At 46.4% G+C, this 19,622-nt stretch carries 19 protein-coding genes; 4 read left to right on the forward strand and 15 right to left on the reverse strand.

Translation table 11 applies throughout. The features are described 5' to 3' along the window. Positions 1-140 precede the first annotated feature (140 nt). Both GCWU000182_RS03125 and GCWU000182_RS03130 read left to right on the forward strand, forming a co-directional pair. Positions 141-482: a winged helix-turn-helix transcriptional regulator gene (locus GCWU000182_RS03125; RefSeq protein WP_035363969.1), complete on the forward strand. Its 342-nt coding sequence runs from the start codon at positions 141-143 to the stop codon at positions 480-482. Between the two features lie 1,059 nt (positions 483-1,541). Next, a complete protein-coding gene (locus GCWU000182_RS03130; protein ID WP_023391298.1) occupies positions 1,542-2,471 on the forward strand; it encodes a homoserine O-succinyltransferase in 930 nt (309 codons plus the stop codon). A gap of 53 nt (positions 2,472-2,524) precedes the next feature. Here the strand turns inward: GCWU000182_RS03130 and GCWU000182_RS03135 are convergent, their stop codons facing one another. The 3 genes from GCWU000182_RS03135 to GCWU000182_RS03145 all read right to left on the reverse strand — a co-directional run bounded on the left by GCWU000182_RS03135 (position 2,525) and on the right by GCWU000182_RS03145 (position 6,117). Continuing rightward, positions 2,525-3,880, reverse strand: a complete 1,356-nt coding sequence (locus GCWU000182_RS03135) for an autotransporter outer membrane beta-barrel domain-containing protein (protein WP_051372919.1) — start codon at positions 3,878-3,880, stop codon at positions 2,525-2,527. A 160-nt stretch (positions 3,881-4,040) separates the two neighbouring features. Continuing rightward, positions 4,041-5,168, reverse strand: a complete 1,128-nt coding sequence (locus GCWU000182_RS03140; RefSeq protein ID WP_023391300.1) for a phosphotransferase enzyme family protein — start codon at positions 5,166-5,168, stop codon at positions 4,041-4,043. Between the two features lie 25 nt (positions 5,169-5,193). Next, positions 5,194-6,117: a nucleotidyltransferase family protein gene (locus GCWU000182_RS03145; RefSeq protein WP_023391301.1), complete on the reverse strand. Its 924-nt coding sequence runs from the start codon at positions 6,115-6,117 to the stop codon at positions 5,194-5,196. A gap of 257 nt (positions 6,118-6,374) precedes the next feature. Between GCWU000182_RS03145 and GCWU000182_RS03150 the strand changes: the two genes are divergently transcribed. Next, positions 6,375-7,322, forward strand: coding sequence for a glycosyltransferase family 2 protein (locus tag GCWU000182_RS03150; RefSeq protein ID WP_035363971.1), 948 nt, complete (start codon positions 6,375-6,377; stop codon positions 7,320-7,322). Between the two features lie 31 nt (positions 7,323-7,353). Here GCWU000182_RS03150 and pcp read toward each other — a convergent pair whose 3' ends face one another. From pcp to GCWU000182_RS03170, 4 genes are all read right to left on the reverse strand, one after another. Continuing rightward, complete coding sequence (pcp, locus tag GCWU000182_RS03155) at positions 7,354-8,001, reverse strand: pyroglutamyl-peptidase I (protein ID WP_023391303.1); 648 nt, start codon at positions 7,999-8,001, stop codon at positions 7,354-7,356. 16 nt (positions 8,002-8,017) lie between these two features. Then, entirely contained in the window at positions 8,018-8,941 is a 924-nt protein-coding gene (locus tag GCWU000182_RS03160; RefSeq protein ID WP_156905300.1) for a DUF979 domain-containing protein, read from the reverse strand. A gap of 5 nt (positions 8,942-8,946) precedes the next feature. Then, entirely contained in the window at positions 8,947-9,621 is a 675-nt protein-coding gene (locus GCWU000182_RS03165; RefSeq protein ID WP_023391305.1) for a 5-oxoproline transporter, DUF969 family subunit, read from the reverse strand. A gap of 174 nt (positions 9,622-9,795) precedes the next feature. Further along, on the reverse strand, positions 9,796-10,905 hold the full coding sequence (locus GCWU000182_RS03170) for a Z-ring associated ZapG family protein (RefSeq protein WP_023391306.1): 1,110 nt from the start codon (positions 10,903-10,905) through the stop codon (positions 9,796-9,798). Positions 10,906-11,386: 481 nt separating this feature from the next. On the opposite strand from GCWU000182_RS03170, the gene GCWU000182_RS03175 reads away from it, so the two are divergent. Beyond that, a complete protein-coding gene (locus tag GCWU000182_RS03175) occupies positions 11,387-12,472 on the forward strand; it encodes an aminotransferase class I/II-fold pyridoxal phosphate-dependent enzyme (protein ID WP_023391307.1) in 1,086 nt (361 codons plus the stop codon). Positions 12,473-12,536: 64 nt separating this feature from the next. Here GCWU000182_RS03175 and GCWU000182_RS03180 read toward each other — a convergent pair whose 3' ends face one another. The 8 genes from GCWU000182_RS03180 to GCWU000182_RS03215 form a co-directional block, all read right to left on the reverse strand. After that, positions 12,537-13,625 carry a D-alanine--D-alanine ligase gene (locus GCWU000182_RS03180; protein ID WP_035363973.1) on the reverse strand — a complete coding sequence of 363 codons (1,089 nt, stop codon included), beginning with the start codon at positions 13,623-13,625 and terminating at the stop codon, positions 12,537-12,539. Between the two features lie 20 nt (positions 13,626-13,645). Then, positions 13,646-14,395: a hypothetical protein gene (locus GCWU000182_RS03185; RefSeq protein ID WP_035363975.1), complete on the reverse strand. Its 750-nt coding sequence runs from the start codon at positions 14,393-14,395 to the stop codon at positions 13,646-13,648. Between the two features lie 60 nt (positions 14,396-14,455). Then, entirely contained in the window at positions 14,456-15,028 is a 573-nt protein-coding gene (locus GCWU000182_RS03190) for a LemA family protein (RefSeq protein WP_035363976.1), read from the reverse strand. 141 nt (positions 15,029-15,169) lie between these two features. Next, on the reverse strand, positions 15,170-15,418 hold the full coding sequence (locus GCWU000182_RS03195) for a type B 50S ribosomal protein L31 (RefSeq protein WP_023391311.1): 249 nt from the start codon (positions 15,416-15,418) through the stop codon (positions 15,170-15,172). A gap of 154 nt (positions 15,419-15,572) precedes the next feature. Further along, on the reverse strand, positions 15,573-16,091 hold the full coding sequence (locus tag GCWU000182_RS03200; protein ID WP_035363979.1) for an acyl-CoA thioesterase: 519 nt from the start codon (positions 16,089-16,091) through the stop codon (positions 15,573-15,575). A gap of 17 nt (positions 16,092-16,108) precedes the next feature. Then, positions 16,109-17,548, reverse strand: a complete 1,440-nt coding sequence (gene proS, locus GCWU000182_RS03205) for a proline--tRNA ligase (RefSeq protein ID WP_023391313.1) — start codon at positions 17,546-17,548, stop codon at positions 16,109-16,111. 336 nt (positions 17,549-17,884) lie between these two features. Beyond that, positions 17,885-18,487 (reverse strand): signal peptidase I, encoded by a 603-nt coding sequence (gene lepB / locus GCWU000182_RS03210; RefSeq protein WP_023391315.1) that lies wholly within the window; start codon positions 18,485-18,487, stop codon positions 17,885-17,887. Between the two features lie 136 nt (positions 18,488-18,623). Then, positions 18,624-19,532, reverse strand: coding sequence for a hypothetical protein (locus GCWU000182_RS03215; protein WP_035363982.1), 909 nt, complete (start codon positions 19,530-19,532; stop codon positions 18,624-18,626). Between the last annotated feature and the right edge of the window lie 90 nt (positions 19,533-19,622).

A 19,622-nucleotide genomic window follows, 5' to 3' on the forward strand; every position in this document is an offset into this window, starting at 1 on the left:
CTTCTCTTTTCACACTTAAGGTTTTATTATAACAAGTCTTGTTTTTTTCAACAAGGAAAACTTTTGTACTTGACGATTCGATTATAACTCTATATAATATATTAAGTATCAAAATTATATATACGAAGGAAGTAAATGATATGACACGCTTCAGCAGTGACAAACTCCCCACTTGTCCATTTGTCGTCACCCAAAAGGTATTATCAGGCAAATGGGCTATTCTCATCCTCCACGCCCTCGAGCAAGGTCCTAAACGCTTTAACGCCCTCCACCGTGAGCTATCCGGGATCACGCAAGCTACTCTGACCAAACAATTGCGTCAGTTAGAAGAAGATGGCATCATCCTCCGCAAGGCCTATCCTCAGATTCCACCCAAGGTGGAATACCAATTAACCGAGATTGGTACTGAGTTCCGTTTAGTCCTAGAGCAACTAGGCACTTGGGGTGGCAAATATATTCAGTTCCTAAAGAACCAAGACTAAGAAAAAGCGTGTTGACTCCCCTAAGTCAACACGCTTTTTGTCATCATGATAGAACGCGTCAAAATAGAAAAGTTTTCGGTATGCCCCTATACTCCCTATTTGACTGACGATATCCAACTGAACCATGGTCGGCCTTCCCCTAAAGGTCGACCACTTTATCAGCGCATCCATCATTCGAATAGTAACCAATAATAATGAGGTTATGCTAGCCCTGTGCTAGCCATGAAGTATCTTGACTGGGCTGACCGAGATCCCTCAATCTCATGGTCAGTGTCAAGTTACAGGATGAGGTATCTACAGCCTCTTCAAAAGGCAACCTCAGATAATGTGATCAACGGTGGTATCAGGCCATCATCCCTATTAAGCAGAGAAACCACTCATCAAATAACCAAGCTGTAGCCATCGCTTGTCCTTGATCTCTTGCCAACTCACGTACCCCATTGCTAGGAGCAACGCGCCGTTACTCCCTGACAGGATAGGTTCTTTCAGCCGAATCCACACTCAGGTGAAAAAAAGAACCATAAGTGGCATAAGATTTAGGTATCTAACCCACAAGCGATTGATGTGATTGAAACCAGCCGTCGTCACAATCATCCTAAATTCGAAACGACACACAGCAAAAGAACTACTTCCCCTCTATTTATAAAAGCAGTATCTTAGATTACTTAGTTATCTCGAATTCGAAGTAATTATATCACGCCAATGATACCCGGTCAATATATTGATTTTCAAAATATTTTATTAAATAAGTGGGTATTCACACAATCAAACATTCGGAATTATATGAACTTTCCCTGATTTTTTTTGAATTACATTCTTGTTTTCTAACCATGTCTATTATTGAAACGTTTTCGATAAACTTTCATTCGCTTTTTAGTCTTAAATTTGAGTGTAAATCCCCATATTTTTTTCTAAACATCAAACATCTATAGCTAAAAACTATAGATAATCCTATGAAATCGGTATAGCTAGATGATTGACCCTTCCCTGCTCTAGCCCTTACAATAAGAGAAAAGCTCCTTTACATGATAGGAGTCATCACGTAAGGAGGTTGCCCCTTTGCCAATTCGTATTGCTGATGGCCTACCCGCCAAACAAGAATTACTTCGTGAAGGTATCCAGGTCATGGAAGAGCAGACAGCACAGCGTCAGGATATTCGCCCGCTTAAAATTTTGCTCCTCAATCTCATGCCAAAAAAAGAAGAAACTGAACTTCAATTTCTACGCCTTTTAGGGAGCCAACCTCTACAAATTGAAGTCGACTTCCTCCAGATGTCGAGTCGCAAGTCTAGCCACACCAACGCCTCACACTTGGAGAAATTCTACTATCAATTTAATCAGATTCAAGATCGCTATTATGACGGACTAATTGTGACCGGCGCTCCAGTAGAGCACCTTGACTTCGAAGACGTCACCTACTGGCAAGAACTCCAAAGTATCTTTGACTGGTCTAAAAGCCATGTCTTTTCTTGCCTCCATATTTGTTGGGGGGCACAAGCGCGGCTCTATACCGACTATGGCATCACTAAACATAGCCTACCTATTAAGCTTTTTGGTATTTTTAGTCATGACTTGACCCAACGTCACCATCCCCTAACACGAGGAATGGACGACTCTTTCTTGGCGCCGCAATCACGTCACACGGGTATTGACGAAGCGAAACTGGCACAGCACCCAGAGTTGGATGTGCTGGCCACTGCGCCTGAAACAGGCACCCTATTGGCCGCTTCTAAGGACAATCGTCAGATTTTTGTCACGGGTCATATGGAATACGACGCCCTAACCTTAGATCAGGAATACCGGCGAGATTTAGGTTCTAATCCTCAAGTCTGCTTACCTCTCAACTACTATCCTCAAGATCAGGCGGATCTACCTCCTCAACATCGTTGGCGCTCTAGCGCCTATCTCTTCTTCCATAATTGGCTGAACTTGGTTTATCAACAAACACCTTATGATTTAACCACGCTTGACAATCAGTCGGCAAAATAAATCGCCAAACAAAGCAAGAGCCCTCCCCTAAGTGGGAGGGCTGCTTTTTGCGCTTATTTTAGGACCGTACCGTCTGCTAAGGTGATGGTGTGTCCATTGAAATTGATAGTGCCTTTGTTGGTTAAGCTAGTTAGAGTGACATCCCCGGTTAAGTTCCAAGTTGCCCCTTCTTCTACTGTAACCACTGCGTTATCCGCAACTGACCTACCCCCATCTGCGTTATCGACGATTTTGATGGTGCCGGTAAAGTCAGTGCCTTTGCCCAAAGCCAGATTCAAGGTAGAGATGGTATCGACCTCAATGGCGCCTTCCAAAGTTTGATTTTGGGTTGTCATGGTAACTTTAGCGCCATTGGCCCCAGCAGTCCCCCAACCGTGGCTGGCATCATTCCCTAAGACAGCTAAGAGTCTACCTTCTGTATCCAGGTTTTTAATCGTCACGTTGGTTAAGTTAATGTCAGCATGCGTGTTGGTGACATAGATTAAATCGCCATTGTTGCTAATCAAGTTGCCATCCGTCATGGTGAAGGCGGCCTTACCGACTTCAGCATCCCCAGACATAGACTGGTAAATCATGACATTGTGGACATTGGTATCAGAGCTGCTACCTTTGGTATCACTCATATTGCCTTCAACGGTCGCATTCTCTAAGGTAATAGAGTTTTGACCTTCGATTACGAGGGCTTCAGAGTTCTGAGCGGTGAAGGTCCCATTTTTTGCTGTAATATTGGCCGTTGAGTAAATGGCTGGAGAGTTGTAACCTTTAGAAGTATAGGTCCCGCCATCAACCACTACAGTACCGCCACCCCGGTCTGACCGGACAGCTGCTGCTGAGTTCCCGGCTGTCTCAACGGTCAGGTTAGTCGCATTCATAGTCGCGCCCCCTGTCGTCTGAATCCCACCAGAGTTGTCAGCCGTAGTTGTAATTTTCGTATCCGCCACATTCACCGTCGTGCCTTGGCCATAGGAGAAAATCCCATTCCCGTTTTGAGCGCTGGTATTAACGGTCGCATCTTTGATGGTCACGGTGGCACCGTCTGTTGCTAGTAAGCCAGCATTCATCCCGTAGAAGTCACCGTCTTCTGTGTTAGAGGTCGCTCCTGCTGTCTTATCCACTTTGATGCCGGTTAAGGTCACTTTGGCATTGGTTACTCTGAGGGCATTCTCATCATCACCAGTAGAGCTATACTGTGTATCGGTTACAGTGCCATCCTCGGTAATCTCAGTAGCAGTCGTCCCTTGATTAACGGTACCAGATCCACCAAATCCTCCGCCTCCACCTGGAGGTGCTTGAGGTGGTGCTGCCTGAACTTGAACAAGTGAGCTATTAAGCGTAAGCGTCATGAGACTAGCTTGTGCTAAGATAAAAGCAGAAGTAGTAAGTGCGGCAATTTTATGTAGTTTTTTCATCTTAATCATCCTTTCGTCAACTCTTTTGTTTTAGTTGATAGCTTAAGTATAGGATGCTTACTTAAAATCTACTTAAAGCCATAAAAACTTTTTTTGCCTTATTCAAATCCAAGAAAAAATGCCGACTAAGTCGGCATTTTCGAGTCAAATTTATTTGCTGCTAACAAGCTTGAGCCGCGCGCGCTACAATGGCTTTGAGTTCTGGCCATTGAGCTTCCATTTGAGCCACTAAGGTCAACTGAGTGGCGGTCCGATCCAAATTCTGGCCTGGACGGCTAGTGCCATAATAGACGTCGCCATTGAGGTAGTCGGTCAGGAAACGAATCCCCTGCTCCAAAGTAATAACCCGTGCACCCCATGGCAGCAATTCGATTTCTAAGGTGGTTAGGCGGTCCCCCATCCCCTTCAAAAAGCCTCGCGTATAGACTTCAAATAAATGGGCATCAAATTGGACCTTGCTTAAATCTGCCTCGTCTTCCGCATTATGGTTGGCGCCAAAACGAATGGCATCCCCATAATCGAAGAGCACCAGACCTGGCATAATGGTATCTAAGTCTACGATACAGAGCGCCTGGCCAGTGTTAGCATCCATGAGAATATTATTGAGCTTGGTATCATTGTGGGTCACGCGCAGAGGCAATTGGCCGGCATCTAACAAGTCATAGAGCAGGTAGCAATCAGATTTGCGGGAACGTACAAAATCAATCCATTCCTGAACCTCTGCCACACGTCCCACACGGTCTTGAGCAACAGCTTCTTCAAACTGAGCATAGCGATGACGGGTGTCATGGAATTTGGGAATGACTTCAGTCAGTTGGCTAGCATCAAAATCATCTAAATCAGCGGCGAAGGCCCCAAAAGCTTGGCCAGCCCGATAGAACTCGTCCTCATTGGTGACTTGTTCAATGCTGAAACTGTCCTTAATAAACTCATAGATGCGCCAATAGGTCCCATCTTCCAAGCGCGTATAAGGCAAGCCCTCGCGATTCAGCACAACCGTCAAGGTTTCCCGCTCGGGGTCGCCACCACGGCGACTGATAATGCCCTTCATGTAATCTGTCACGGCCAAGATATTCTGCATAAGGCCGGGAACATCTGGGAAGATAGACTGGTTAATTTCTTGGAGGACATACTCCCCTTGCCAGCCTTGATCATCCCCTTGCTGGATGCGGTAGGTTTTGTTAATCAGGCCGTTACCTAAGGGTTCTAGGGCAAGTAAGTTCCCTGGTAAATCATAAGCTTGATAGGCCAAGTAGGCCGGCGAATCGGTCGCTAGAACGGTTGACATATACTTCACTCCTTTTGATGCTATCCTAAACTTCTGGCCACAAGGGGCTTGGGTAAACACCTGACTGAGTCAAGCTTTCAATGGCTTCTACCACTAAAGGCTTGTCTTCTTGGTAGGTGACGCCAAACCACTGGGATTGGGTTTCTAAAATCTTAACTCTGGCTTGGTCAGACTTAATTTGTTTGCGGACGACACTTGGCAAATAGTACTCGCATTTATCTGGTTTAGTTCGTAGACCCTTCTCCAAAAACTCTGGCAGATAACCTTCAATCACTTGAATGAAACCTTGGGGAAAGCCCCAGAGGTTCATAGATACAATGGTTTCTGGGTCTACATCCACCCAGTTTAAGCCGTCTTGCGTGTAGTGAATTCCTTCTGGATAGGCTTCAATCTGGGTCTGCTCTTCGATTTCAACTAAGTAGCCTGACTCATTGATTTGGCAAAGGCCACGCGAAACCGCCCCGTTAGCCGAGATCGTTCTCTTGAGAGGATAGCCCACCATACTATAACGCGGATTACGATAGGTCTGCATCTTGACCAAATAATCATAGACCGACTGGAAGGCATGACGGCCATAGAAATCATCGGCATTAATAACCGCAAAAGGCGCGTCAATCAGGTCTCGCGCACACCAAACCGCATGGGCAGTTCCCCATGGCTTGGTTCGACTAGACGGCACACTAAAACCGGCCGGTAAATCTTCTAGTTTCTGAAAGGCATATTCTACCGTTAGATATTGCGCTACACGGTCGCCAACTTGGGCCTTAAAACGCTCGGCCATATCGGGTTTAATGATAAAAATAACCTTCTTAAAGCCTGCTTCTTTCGCATCATAAAGCGAATAATCCAGCATAACCTCCCCTCTTGGTCCGACTGAATCAAGCTGTTTAAGGCCACCATAACGACTGCCCATTCCGGCTGCCATGATGACCAGGATTGGTTCCTTCATCTACAAGACTCCCCTAGTGCCTCTTAAGGAGGCAAACATAATAATCGATTAGCTATCCCAATTTGGATAGGCGTCAGCTTTATTTTAGCATATTTTGAGATTTTTGTAAGCTATTTCATTTTGCTTAAGCTTTTTTTCTCAGCCCAAATTCCCCACTGAGCTTGCTGCCCTATAAAGCATCGCTAGCGCAGCTCAAACCTCGCAAAGCTAGGCACCGTATGCTATAATAGTCACGAGATATGACAGGAGGAATCAGCATGTTATCCATTATTGTGCCCTGCTACAACGAAGCAGACGCCATTCCACATTTTTTTGCTGCTACTGAGGCAGTCGTGCAGGACCTAGACTTTCCTGCCGAATATATTTTTGTTAACGACGGGTCCAAGGACTCGACCTTAGAAGTTTTACGCAACTTACATCAAGCCCACCCCGATCGGGTTCGCTATTTATCCTTTTCCCGTAACTTCGGTAAAGAGGCGGCCATTTACGCTGGACTCAAATCTAGCCGAGGCGACTACATCACCTTAATGGATGCCGATCTACAAGATCCACCAGAGTTACTGCCACAGATGTTCGATCTCATTCAAAGCAAGGGCGTTGACTGTGTCGGAACCCGGCGAACTAACCGCAAAGGGGAGCCGCCTATTCGTAGCTTTTTCGCTCGCCTTTTCTACAAATTGATTAATCGTATCAGCCAAACCGAAATCGTAGACGGGGCTCGTGACTATCGCCTAATGACCCGCCAAATGGTGGATGCTATTCTGGAATTATCCGAGTACAACCGCTTCTCTAAGGGCTTGTTCAGCTGGGTGGGCTTTGATACGGTCTACCTAGAATTCGAGAACCGTGACCGGGTAGCGGGCCAAACCAGCTGGAACTTCTTCCAGCTACTTCGCTACTCCATTGACGGCATTATCAACTTCTCTGAAGTTCCTCTGACCTTAGCCTCTATTATGGGGACCATTACCTGCCTAATTTCAGCCTTCTTCTTGGTTGTCATTATTGTCCGGGCCATGCTCTATGGCGACCGAGTGGCTGGTTGGCCTTCAATTGTGTCCATCATCCTCTTCTTCTCAGGTATCCAGCTCCTGTCTTTAGGGATTATTGGTAACTACATTGGTAAAATCTTTATGGAAACCAAGCGACGCCCTATCTATATAATTAAGGAAACTGAAGCAAGTTCAGACAAAAAAAATGAAGCCTAACCCTTGGGTTGGCTTCATTTTTTATTTGCGATTAATGAGTTTCGCCGCCCACGACTTGAGCATCTGTCTTGCCTTGGTAGGCTACAATGGTCTCTAAGCAGACCGTCAGGCCCTTGACAATATCAGCTAAAGCCATAGAGGCTTGGCCCGGCTTGTCGACCACTTGTTCCGTCACATAAGGGACATGAATAAAGCCCCCTTGAGTCTTTGGATAGTGTTTAGCCAGATAATAGAGGTTCTGGTACATGATATGGTTGCAGACGAAGGTCCCAGCAGTGTTAGATAGACTAGCAGGCAAGCCAGCTTTCTTGACCGCCTCTACCATGGCCTTAACTGGCAAGGTCGTAAAGTAGGCCGGCGCCCCATCAGCTTGAATGACTGTATCCAAAGGTTGTTGACCCTTGTTATCCGCAATCCGCGCATCATCCACGTTAATGGCCACCCGTTCAGGCGTAATACCGAAGCGGCCCCCCGCTTGACCGACGCAGACTACCGCATCAGGCTGATGCTCATTTACCGCTTCAAAGAGGCGCTTAGCTGAATCGCCAAAAACGGTCGGAATCTGAACGGTCACAATCTCAGCCCCCTCAATTTCCTTAGGCAAGCGACTAACAGCTTCCCAAGCAGGATTAATGGCTTCACCGCCAAAAGGATCAAAACCTGTTACTAATATTTTCATAAATTCATCTCCTATTCTAATAAGCCATGAAGTAAATCAAGGCAATATGTAGGACAATCATGGCCAGTGCGACAGGCACTTGTTGTTTAATGACGCCATTTGGATCTTTCATTTCTAAGAGAGAAGCCGGCATGGAGTTAAAGTTGGCTGCCATTGGGGTCATCAAAGTCCCGCAATAGCCTGCTGTCATAGCTAAGGTTCCCGCTACCACCGGATTAGCTCCCAAGGCGAAAACAAAAGGAATCCCAATCCCTGCTGTAATTACCGTGAAGGCTGCGAAGGCGTTCCCCATAATCATAGTGAAAATAACCATACCTAAAACGTAGGCTACCACACCCAGCAAACGGTTCTCTGCTGGCACCACTGAGGCCACTGCGGTCGAAATTAGGTTCCCTACTTGGGCCTTAGTGAATATAATGCCAAGAGCTGCAAGTAGCTGAGGCAAGATAATGGTTACCCCCATTTGCAGGATCATTTGTGTAGTTCCATCGTAGACTTCTTTTGGTTTAGGACGCAACATAATCAAGGCAACTACTAAAGCAGTTAAGCCCCCAATTACTAAAGGCGCCTGGCCACCTAAACCCTTAACATTGTAGACTAATAAGACAACCACTAAGGCCAGGGTTAGAGAAGGCAGGAAAATCCACAAGCCAAAACGTTTAGCACGTTCCTCCTTCACTGCTTCTGATACTGCGTGAAGACTAGGCGTAGTCACTTGCTTGGTTACAGTCAGAACTGCCATAACCACTAGAAGAATCCCCACTAGAAGCGGAGGTAGGTAAGAACCAAAAGTAAAAATAACCCCCAAGAGACTCCAGAAGAGAGTTGTCCCTATCCGAGTCTTACTATCAGAGCGATAAACATAGTAGGCCGACAGGAAGAAAATCGCGCCCGCAATGTAATAGGCGAATTCTAAAATTAAATCACGTACTGCAGTAATTTCCATTATTTCCGCCCCTTTCTGTTAAGCCCTTGTTGCCAGTATGCCATATAGAGTGCCACCACGATTAAGCTTGCAATCCCTACGGTTAAGGCAGTGTTGGCCACATCTGTTGCCGCTACATCATATCCTGCTTCAGTTAAGGTCGAAATAATCAGTAAGACCCCTGAAGAACCAACAAAGATATTTTGGGAGTAGAAGTTAGCGATATTTTCTACGGCCGCACATTTACCCTTAATCGCGTCCACTTCTTCGTCACTCAAGTCCTCACCGCATTTTTCGCGCACAGCTGCTTCAGTCATGGGATAGATCAAAGGACGAATGAATTGCACGTGCCCACCTAGAGGAATTTGGAAGGCCAGGGAGACCTCACGAATCACAACATAGGTATAGAGCAAAATAGGTGCCGTCAAGCCCTTGAGCTTACTAATCAGATGCTGGGCTTGTTGGCGCAAACCAAATCGTTCCACCATGGCAATCATGGGAATTGGAATCAAGAAGATGGTGACCAAACGGTTCTTGACAAAGTTTTCCCCCAAGAGAATTAATGCCTCTTGCCAGTGAATGCCAGCCACTAAAGCCGTTGACAAGGCCGCCACGATTAAGACCGCCATGGTATCCAACTTGAGCGAAAAACCAAGGACAATAATAACAATACCAATTAAAATGAACCAGTTCATACTGTCACTCCTTTCAAATTGTTTACTCTAAATATAGCGATTATCCCGCTCAAAGTAAAGCTTTTCCGAACAAAAAGCATCAACTGAATCTAAACGTCCGGTTTTAATGCTCCTGAAATACTGCGTCGCAAATAAAAACTCAAGAATCGGCACTAAACCGATACTTGAGCTTTTTTAATTATTATTTGCTTGTTCTGCCTGGATTTTCTCTTCTAGGTAATCTATAATCCGAGCTTCCTGCTCCTGAGCCCTGAGGTTATGGGCGCGAGGCAGGCGTTTCTTAGCTTGCGCCAAATGCTCCAGAGCCGTCGCCACATCTCCCTTGACCCGCCAATGATAGGCAGCCTGGGCGGTTGAGTTTTCCGGTCGCTTGGTCTTCAGCATAGCCACTAAGAGGGGATCCTCCAGTAAGGTCGTAATCAGGGGATCTTCGGGATGTTGCAGGCTAGCCGCAAAAAGTAAGAGGCGCAGAATTTCCTGACGATAGGGCGTCACCATATCCTCCCGTTCCTGATAGATTTTCTTAGCCAAGATGTAGACTTCTTCGAACTGACCCTGATCCACTAGTTGCTCTAAGTCATAAAAAATCGTAGCATCCGTCAAAAAGTTAGTCTCATTAATAGTAACACGCCGTAGATAGCGATATTTCTCATCATAAGACTTACCACGATTGGCCCAGTAATTATCCTCTAACATTATGAAGAGAACTAGGCGGTTTAATTCACTTTTGCTCAATAAAAGTAAGTTTTTGCCATCATTAAAACTCATGGGAATGGCATTGGTCAGGCCCATCAAAATCCCAAGGCTAGCAAAGACAAAGACATAGATATTAGGCCAGAGCCAATAGGCCAAGACACTGGTCAAAATATTAGCCAGAAAACCACCCGCTAAGTAGAGCCTAAAAGGAAATTTTTGGCTTTGATAGCGTGGCGGGCGCATTAAACACTGGCCACCAGTCCCGGCCACATGTTGCCAACGAAACTTAAAGCCACCTGACTCAGATTTTTCCAATTTTAAATCCATAACCCGGAAACTAACAAATTTATAACCCGTCAGCAGGCCACCAAGCAAATGGCCCCCTTCATGAATAATAATGTGTAAGATTGTGCTCACTATAAAGGTCGCTAGCAAATAGGTAATAGACACATGACGCATCTGATTGGCAAGTGAAGGGCCAAAGAAGCGCCCGATTAGAAGGCCGATAACAGCGCCCACTATGAGGCAGAGCACGATGTAGACTAGCTGACGCCAGATTGAAGTTTTTCTTGTATTATTTTGCGCCATTATAGTTCCTCCCTTTCAGTCCAATTGGTCACCAATATAGTCTCTATTATACTGGATAGCCTCTAGTGGTTCAAGGTCAAGAATTGCCTTCGAGAGGTAATAATATGATTAAAGCCCATGACAGTCATATTAGTCGGCTCCGGACAAAATGGCTCTGTTGACAGGCTTCTGCTTTCGTGTTACACTGAGGCAAATACTACTTCGATGACGAGATGAGTAAGTCAAGCCACGGTCTATAGAGAGCCCTAGTTGCTGCAAAGGGGTGGCCACCTTGACCCAAGATGACCTCTGAGAATTTCACTGTTTTTCAGCCAGTGAGACGTTCGCAACGTTACTGCCAAGTCTTAGACTTACCAAGGTGCTTGCTGTGAGGCAAGCACAAAATCGGGTGGTACCACGAAGATTCGTCCCGGCGCGCAGGCCTTTCCCTGTGCGTCGGGCTTTTTCTTTGACCTATTAATCCATAAAGGAGTTGACCCTGATGACCCATCGTGACACTCAACTAGCCCAACTGGGCAACCGCCAAGACCAACAAACCGGCGCGGTCTCCCTGCCTATTCACCTGTCTACCGCTTACGCCCATCCAGGTTTGGGCCAAAGCACGGGCTTTGACTATACCCGAACCAAAAACCCTACCCGCACCGTCTTAGAAGAAGGTCTGGCTTCCCTTGAATGCGGCGCCCAAGCAGTGGTAACCTCTTCCGGTATGAGCGCCATTCAGCTAGTCTTAGGCCTCTTCCCAGCTGGTAGTCAATTCCTGGTAACACGCGATGTATATGGGGGCAGCTTCCGCTACTTCGATAAGCTCCAAGCGCAAGGTTTCTATCAATTTACTTATTTCCAAGATTTAGAAGAGCTGACCTCCTTAATTAGCGACCAAGTAGCCGCTGTCTTCGTCGAGACCCCTACCAACCCGCTCATGCAGGAAATTGATTTGGCGGCTGTTGCCCAAGTCTGTCAAGGCCACCAAACTCGCCTTATCGTGGACAATACCTTCTTGACTCCCCTACGTCAACGACCTTTAGAATTAGGGGCTGACCTAGTCATTCATTCAGGCACCAAATACCTAACTGGCCATAACGACATCTTGGCCGGTGTAGTAGTGTCCAAAGACGCTAGCTTGGGCGAGCAATTAGTCTGGTTGTCCAACACCACAGGCCCAACCTTATCACCTTTTGACTGTTGGCTCTTTATCCGCTCACTTAAAACCCTGTCCCTGCGGCTAGACCGGCAAGAAGCCAATGCTCAGGCCCTAGCCCAAGAACTAAGCCAACACCCTCAAATCAAAGAAGTCCTCTATCCTGGTCGCGGCGCCATGATGTCCATTAAGATTCAAGATGCCAGCAAGGTAGACAGCTTCTTACGGGCTCTCAAGGTCTTCACCTTTGCGGAGAGCTTAGGGGGTGTCGAAAGCTTCATCACCTATCCAACCACCCAAACCCATGCTGACATCCCGCAAGACATCCGAGAATCTTATGGCTTAACAGCCGACTTACTACGAGTATCCGTAGGGATTGAAGATCCGCAAGATTTAATTGCGGACATTATCCAAGCCCTGAATGCCTAAGAAAAAAGCGAAGTGCAATAGCACTTCGCTTTTCTAATACTATCTAGGCCATGTGGTTTTGTTATTAACGACTTACTTGTTTATAAGCTTGCTTGTCTTCGAAACTCTTAAGCGCTAATTGCAAGAGCTCTTCGATTAGGTCGCGGGTATTAAGCCCGGTCGCTTCCCAAAGACAAGGATACATGCTGTAAGGCGTAAAGCCTGGCATGGTGTTAATTTCATTGATATAGATATCGTGGCTAGCCGTTACGAAGAAGTCAACCCGTGACAAGCCCTTGCCATCCAATGCGCGGTAGGCGCGTAGGGCATATTCTTGAATCTTGTCACTAATGGCGTCTGGCAATTGAGCCGGAATCTCCATTTCCACTGTGTTGTTGACATACTTTTCATCGTAGTCGTAGAAATCAGCAGTCTTGACCAGACGGCCGACCACACTAGCGTGCGCATCATCGTTCCCTAAAACTGCCACTTCGCATTCTTGGGCGGAAATGCCTTGCTCCACCACGATACGACGGTCAAATTGCAGGGCTTTCTCTACAGCTGCGCGTAACTCTTCGGTCGTGGTAGCCTTAGAAATCCCCACGCTAGAGCCCATGTTAGCAGGCTTTACAAAGAGTGGATAGAGCAAGTTACCCTCACAGCGATTCATCCATTCCTCAGGGGACTGAGCCCATTCACGAGAATCGAAGGCCACGTATGGCACTTGTGGTAAGCCAGCTTGGTGGAAAAGTTGTTTGGAAATGACCTTGTCCATACCGCAAGCACTAGCAGTCACGCCAGCCCCAACATATGGCATGCCTAAGACTTCCAAGAAGCCTTGGATGGTCCCATCTTCGCCGTTAGGGCCATGTAAGACAGGAAAGACAATGGTGTCTGCTTCCTTAATATCGCCAGGTTGAATTAAGGTCCCGACTGATTGACCCTCTGGCCCCTCAGCCCAACGCGCTTGCGGACCAGCCGTTAAGGCCAGTTGGTTAGAGTGGCTAAGCGGACCTGATAAAGGCGCTCCCTTGAGCCAGTCTCCTTGCTTGGTAATATAAACAGGTTGTACCTCATAGTAGTTATACATGATGGACTGCATAATATTATGTGCTGAAATCAAGGAAATATCATGTTCAGCACTCTGCCCACCATAGAGTAAGACGATTTTCATGTAAAGTTCCTCCATCAAATTTAGATATTCAATACTAGACGCCAATGGTTGGCACTTGTATCATAGACAATCTCCCCAATCTGCTCTGCCATATTCTGATTTTGGGAGAGCAGGGTCAACTCATCTTCAATCACGAAGAGTGGCACTGACCATTTTCCGTTATGAGAGTGAGCTTGCACGAAGTCCACCTTAATGCCGTTGGCGAATAAAGGGGCCAGTTCCTCTGCTACGTGTGCAGGCAAGAGGGAGACTGTCTGGCGTTTAGAGAAGAAGAGGTTCTTATTCTCATTAACCAGATCCATCATGCGTTCGGTCATATTCCGAGCAAAGCGCGGGTAGAAGTCTTGAATATGCCGATAGAAGAGCTTGTTCAGCCCATTAGGTAAAGTGAGATAGACAAAGTTATTCTGCAACTTATAGAAGAAAGCTGAGCGTAGGACATTGGAAGAGTGGAAGAGGTAAAGCAATTCCGCAATTTCCTGAGGAGTCAATTGATGCATGAGTTCAATGGATTCGAAGTCAATCCAGTTAGACATCCGCAGCTTCTGGGCTTGGACTGTCTCCATATACCGTAAGACTTCAGACCGTCCCCGCAAAATCTTGAAGTTGGTCTGCACATCAAAGCGACCAAAGTTAGCCGGTGCTTCTGCCAAAATCAAGTTATTAGGTAAATTCTGTGCACTAAAGTCGTCACTAGTCAGACTTAGGGCCCGGGTCATCATATAGTTGGTAACCGAGTCATAATGCACATAGAGGTTAACCCGTTTCATCTCATGCCTCCTTTCCATGCTAGCTAGTAGGTCAATAGTATAATGGTAGTAAATTTAGACTTAGAAGCTTACTTTTGGTGCTTCTTTGGCTTCAGCTGGTGCTTGTAGGTAAGCTTTTGGTGTAAAACCACTTAAGCCAGCTACCAAGCTGTTAGGGAAGGTTTGGATCCCAGTGTTGTATTGGCCAATGCTTGAGTTGTAGATTTGACGCGCTTTGGCAATCAAGTCTTCGGTTTCTTCCAAGCTACGTTGTAAGTCTAAGTAGTTTTGGTTAGCTTTGAGCTCAGGATAAGCTTCTGCTACAGCCAATAAACGAGATAAAGCCCCTGTCAATTGGTTTGATAATTCATTCTTTTGCTCAGGCGTTGCATCCATTGGCAAGTTAACGATTTGTTGACGCGCCTTCACTACAGCGTCTAAGGTTTCACTCTCGTGTTTAGAGTAACCTTTGACTGTTTCCACTAAGTTTGGAATTAAGTCGTTACGACGTTGGAGTTGCACGTCTACTTGGCTGAAGCTCTCTTCAGACCAGTTACGTAAACGAACTAAACGGTTGTAGACAGATGCCCAGAAGACTACTAATAGGACCACAATCCCAGCAATAATCCCTAAAACAGTCCATAATGTACTCATAAAAAACATCCTTTCGAATTTTAGTCTCGTCCTCTATTATAAGCCAAAAACCTTGTCTTGTCACGCTTTGCGCAAGATTGTTACCTAAAATAAAAAAAGAGCCCCAAGGGGCTCTTGATCTTCTGTGGATAGAAGGATGGCTTATTTGTTGAAGCCGTACTTCTTGTTGAAGCGGTCCACACGACCATCTGCTTGGGTGAATTTTTGACGCCCAGTGTAGAATGGATGTGAATCAGACGAAATTTCCACACGGATTAATGGGTAAGTGTTGCCATCTTCCCACTCAACCGTTTCGTTAGAAGTTTTCGTTGAACCTGACAAGAATTTGTAACCAGTAGTAGTGTCCATGAAGACAACTGGTTGGTAGTTTGGATGAATATCTGGTCTCATTTATGAACTTCCTTTCTGCCCTAGGCTATTTGCTAGTCTAGAGTTATTTGTCTGCACTCGGTGCAACACTAATATCATACCTAATTCTCTGCCAAATGTAAAGAATAAATTTGGCACCTAGTCAGAAAAGCTGACTTGTGGCGTTAAACACCTCTTAGTGGATGTCCCAGGGGAAATCCAAGTTGAGGCCTGACTGGAATTGAGCCGATGCTTTGCGTTCGGCCATACGCTTGGCCTGGCGTTCTGGGTAACCGGCGCAGACGAAGATTTCCTCTGGGCCCTCTGGCTGAATAGGGGCGACCTCAACTGAAGCACCCGTCTCATCGATGGCCACAAAGGTCAGGAAGGCCGTCGCAGCCAAATAGCGTTCGCCCGTCTCCAGACGTTCCCCCACTACCTTGGCAAAGACTTCGACCGAGGTACGGCCGGTACCTGTGACAATGGTTTCCACACAGACGGAGTCAGACAAGTGCAAAGGCCGGATAAAGTTGAGCTGGTCCATCGAGGCCGTCACACAGAGACTGCGCGTATGGCGGGACACTGTAATACTGGCACAGTTATCAATGAATTCCATGAGCTGACCGCCATAGAGGGTTTGGTGCATATTACAATGGAAAGGTAGGATACGGTGGGTTTGCACCGCCCGAGATTCGCGGCAAAACTTAGCCTCCATCTTAGCTTCCTTCTTTCTTAGTAGGCCCGCGCCAACCATACGGTGTGCTTAGCCGGTTGGCCAGTCACGATACAGGTTGCTTTCTCTGGCACTTGGCCTGCAAATGGAATGTTACGTGTAGTGAAGCCCGTTTCTTCCTTAATCTTGTCTTCGCTCTCTTCAGTGCCATCCCAACCTGCTAACACCCAACCAGGTACTTGGCCAGCTGCCCGCTTGCTTTCGATGTGGGCTTTGAGCTCATCTAAGCTATTGATGTCCGTATAGTAGTTGGCTTGGTTCATTTGGCGAGCCTTTTCTAAGAGTCGTCCTTGCATGCTAGCTAATTCCGCTTGGACGCTAGCCAAGAAGTTATCAAATGGTACGGCTACTTTGTCATCTAAGTCGCGAGCCTTCATCATGACTTGCGCATTTTCTAAGTCGCGTGGGCCACACTCAATCCGAACTGGCACACCGCGCAGTTCCCATTCATTGAATTTGAAACCTGGTGAGTTGTTGCTGTCATCTACGCGGCAACGGATGCCTGCCGCTTTGAGTTGTGCCTGTAATTCATGGATTTTGTCCAGAATGGCTGGGTTCTTTTGCCATGGGCCTACTGGAACGAAGACTACTTGAGTTGGCGCAACTGCTGGTGGCAAGACCAAGCCCTTGTCGTCGCCGTGAGTCATAATCATAGCCCCAATCAAGCGAGTGGATACCCCGAAGGAGCTAGTGTGCGCGTAAACATGCTCGTTATCGGTATTGAGGTAACGGATGTCGAAAGCCTCCGCAAACTTAGTCCCCATGTAGTGGGAAGTCCCGGCTTGAACAGCTTTACCGTCTTGCATCATAGCTTCAATGGAGAAGGTGCTAACTGCCCCAGCAAAGCGCTCAGAAGGAGTTTTTTCACCGTCTACCACTGGCACCGCCAAGACACCTTCCACGACTTCCTTATAGATTTGGAGCATACGCATAGTACGGTCCAAGGCTTCTTGGCCGTCAGCGTGAGCCGTATGGCCTTCTTGCCAGAGGAACTCAGAGGTCCGCAAGAATGGCAAGGTCTTCTTCTCCCAACGGAACACGTTGGCCCATTGGTTGATTTCGAGTGGTAGGTCACGGTAGGACTGAATCCAGTTGGAGAAGGCATCCCCAATAATGGTCTCAGATGTTGGACGTAAAGCCAAACGCTCTTCTAACTTCTCCCCTGCTGCTTCCGTTACCCATGGTAATTCTGGGCTAAAGCCTTCGATGTGATCCTTCTCCTTGTTGAAGAATGATTCAGGAATTAACATTGGGAAGTAGGCATTACGGATGCCTTCTTCCTTGAAACGAGCATCCATCGCTTTTTGGATATGTTCCCAGATTTCATAGCCGTCTGGCTTAAAAATCATACAGCCTCGCACTGGCGAGTAGTCCATTAAATCCGCTTGTTGAATGGTTTGTAAATACCATTTTGAGAAATCTTCTTGTCTTGTTACCATCTGGTAAACCTCCTTACAAAAAATCGTGACTGTGCTCCATCCTTAATCAAGGACGAAGCACAGTCACTCCGCGGTACCACCTTGTTTGCCGACATAGGTGCCGGCCAACTTATAGCCGATAAGGAGGCTAGCCCACTTGTTCTCTTCAATAGTAGGTTCCAATCCACCAGAGGGTATGCGACTTCCAGCCAAGGACGCACTCTCTAAAACCATAGGGATTGTACTAGTCTATTTACAGCTATAAATATACGCATTTTTAAGCCCTTTGTCAAGCTGTCCTCTGCTGGCTCCTAGCAACAAAAAAGGTCCAGGACTGTGTCCCTGGACCTGACTCACTTAACGGTTCACAATTTGTCCCGCATCATTTAATTTATACTTTTGCAAGAGGCCTAGACGGTTTAAAGGCCAATAGCTGACATCGGCTTCCCCTTCGACCGTGTTGGCATCAATAAAGCCAAAGGAACGACCGTCCAGCGAGTTCTGACGGTTATCCCCCAAGACGAAGTACTTACCTTCTGGCACTGTACTAGCTCCTGCAACTTGTGCTAGGGTGAAGTTTTGCGTGAAGTTGCCATTCGGATTGGCCGCCTGGTATTCCTTCACCTTCTCGGCTAAGTAAGGCTCGTCAGTAGCCACGCCATTGAGATAGAGTTTGTCGTCGCGCACTTCAATGGTGTCACCTGGCACCCCAATGACACGCTTGATATAGCGTTTGCTAGGGTCACTCGGCGCCTTAATAACCACCACGTCGAAACGTTCAATTTTGGCTAGCTTCCACATAAAGAGTCGTTCATCGTGTTGTAGGGTATAGTCCATCGAGTGTCCATCCACACGGAAGGACTCCACCACAAAATGACGTAAGGCGAAAACCGCCGCTACCATAATAATTAAGTAAACCAGGAATTCTAAGACTTCCTTGGCAATTGCTTTGATATTCATATTATCCCTCCAGGATTCATCTACCCCTTCATTATACCTTAAGGCTTAGAGGACAAGCAATCCTGAGCACTTTTGACGCTAAAATAAATGCTAGACAAGAAAAAAGCTAGGACCAAGTCCTAGCCTTATCGCTTGCTTATTCTTCAGAAGATGAAGCGGAGTTAGCATTGCCAGCCCCTGCTTCAGGTTCCTTGATATCAACTGGTTGGTTGTGGTTGCTTACAGTCACAGAGAAAGTAACATCCACTGTTTGTGGTGCGTCGTCGCCCTCAGCCAATTTAGGATTTACTTGAGCCACGTCTACATGAAGGACAAGGTTGAAAGCTTTGACGAAGTGAGTTTCTTTATCATAGCTTACTACCAAGCTAGGATTCAATTCGAAGAACTTCTTGAAGTTCTCAGCAGTGAAGACCTTGCTGAAGCTATCTTCGCTAACATTTTGACCTGCTTGTTTAGCTTGGTCTAAAGCCGCTTGTTGTAATTTCTTGAAGAGGGCTTCGTGATCTTGATAGAACTTAGCACCGTCAATGTTTTGTTTGAGGGAAACTTGATACTCGTCATCTTTTGCTTCCACATTGAATAATTCAGAAAGAGCTGTATTAAATTCTTTGTCTAACTCAGAATTTGTCTTAGCTACTTCTAAAAACTTGGCATAAGCTTTTTGGAATTCTTGTTTGTTGACGGAAACATCCGATACATGCCAATCTTTGTCTCCTTCACGGAAGAAGGCTTTGGCACCTTTTACCACTGCCTCAAATTGGCCATTGGTGGTTGGTGGCAATTGTAAATCAAGTGAACCTTGGAGCTCAGCATTCTTAACATCCACGTCACCTGTTAGGTTAGCCGTTAAACTACGTGGTGTAGTCTTAGTAGTACCAATAACGGACAGGCTAGATTCCAAGTGGAAAGTCTCCAACTTGAGTGCTGCTTCGTTGGCTTGGGTCATCAAATCAACGAAAGATGGGGCAGCATCTTGAGCTGCAGCGAAAGGTAATTGGCTAAAGAAAGCCAAGAGAACAACTAATACTTTGACTAATTTTTTCATTTTCATTCCTCCTCTTAGTCGCAGTTACATTCCAGGTTTTGACTAGGCAAGCACCTGATAATATTATGCTAACACTTTAAGAGCCAGACT

Origin of the sequence: Abiotrophia defectiva ATCC 49176, from assembly GCF_000160075.2 — a bacterium.
GTDB lineage: Bacteria > Bacillota > Bacilli > Lactobacillales > Aerococcaceae > Abiotrophia > Abiotrophia defectiva.

Excerpts from the sequence above, each read along its gene's own strand:
- lepB (WP_023391315.1), bottom strand. The coding sequence starts at position 18,487 with ATGAATATCAAAGCAATTGCCAAGGAAGTCTTAGAATTCCTGGTTTAC.
- GCWU000182_RS03145 (WP_023391301.1), bottom strand. The coding sequence starts at position 6,117 with ATGAAGGAACCAATCCTGGTCATCATGGCAGCCGGAATGGGCAGTCGT.
- GCWU000182_RS03170 (WP_023391306.1), bottom strand. The coding sequence starts at position 10,905 with ATGGCGCAAAATAATACAAGAAAAACTTCAATCTGGCGTCAGCTAGTC.
- GCWU000182_RS03180 (WP_035363973.1), bottom strand. The coding sequence starts at position 13,625 with ATGAAAATCGTCTTACTCTATGGTGGGCAGAGTGCTGAACATGATATT.
- GCWU000182_RS03165 (WP_023391305.1), bottom strand. The coding sequence starts at position 9,621 with ATGAACTGGTTCATTTTAATTGGTATTGTTATTATTGTCCTTGGTTTT.
- GCWU000182_RS03150 (WP_035363971.1), top strand. The coding sequence starts at position 6,375 with ATGTTATCCATTATTGTGCCCTGCTACAACGAAGCAGACGCCATTCCA.
- GCWU000182_RS03190 (WP_035363976.1), bottom strand. The coding sequence starts at position 15,028 with ATGAGTACATTATGGACTGTTTTAGGGATTATTGCTGGGATTGTGGTC.
- GCWU000182_RS03175 (WP_023391307.1), top strand. The coding sequence starts at position 11,387 with ATGACCCATCGTGACACTCAACTAGCCCAACTGGGCAACCGCCAAGAC.
- GCWU000182_RS03185 (WP_035363975.1), bottom strand. The coding sequence starts at position 14,395 with ATGAAACGGGTTAACCTCTATGTGCATTATGACTCGGTTACCAACTAT.
- GCWU000182_RS03140 (WP_023391300.1), bottom strand. The coding sequence starts at position 5,168 with ATGTCAACCGTTCTAGCGACCGATTCGCCGGCCTACTTGGCCTATCAA.
- proS (WP_023391313.1), bottom strand. The coding sequence starts at position 17,548 with ATGGTAACAAGACAAGAAGATTTCTCAAAATGGTATTTACAAACCATT.
- GCWU000182_RS03135 (WP_051372919.1), bottom strand. The coding sequence starts at position 3,880 with ATGAAAAAACTACATAAAATTGCCGCACTTACTACTTCTGCTTTTATC.
- GCWU000182_RS03200 (WP_035363979.1), bottom strand. The coding sequence starts at position 16,091 with ATGGAGGCTAAGTTTTGCCGCGAATCTCGGGCGGTGCAAACCCACCGT.
- GCWU000182_RS03215 (WP_035363982.1), bottom strand. The coding sequence starts at position 19,532 with ATGAAAAAATTAGTCAAAGTATTAGTTGTTCTCTTGGCTTTCTTTAGC.
- pcp (WP_023391303.1), bottom strand. The coding sequence starts at position 8,001 with ATGAAAATATTAGTAACAGGTTTTGATCCTTTTGGCGGTGAAGCCATT.
- GCWU000182_RS03125 (WP_035363969.1), top strand. The coding sequence starts at position 141 with ATGACACGCTTCAGCAGTGACAAACTCCCCACTTGTCCATTTGTCGTC.
- GCWU000182_RS03195 (WP_023391311.1), bottom strand. The coding sequence starts at position 15,418 with ATGAGACCAGATATTCATCCAAACTACCAACCAGTTGTCTTCATGGAC.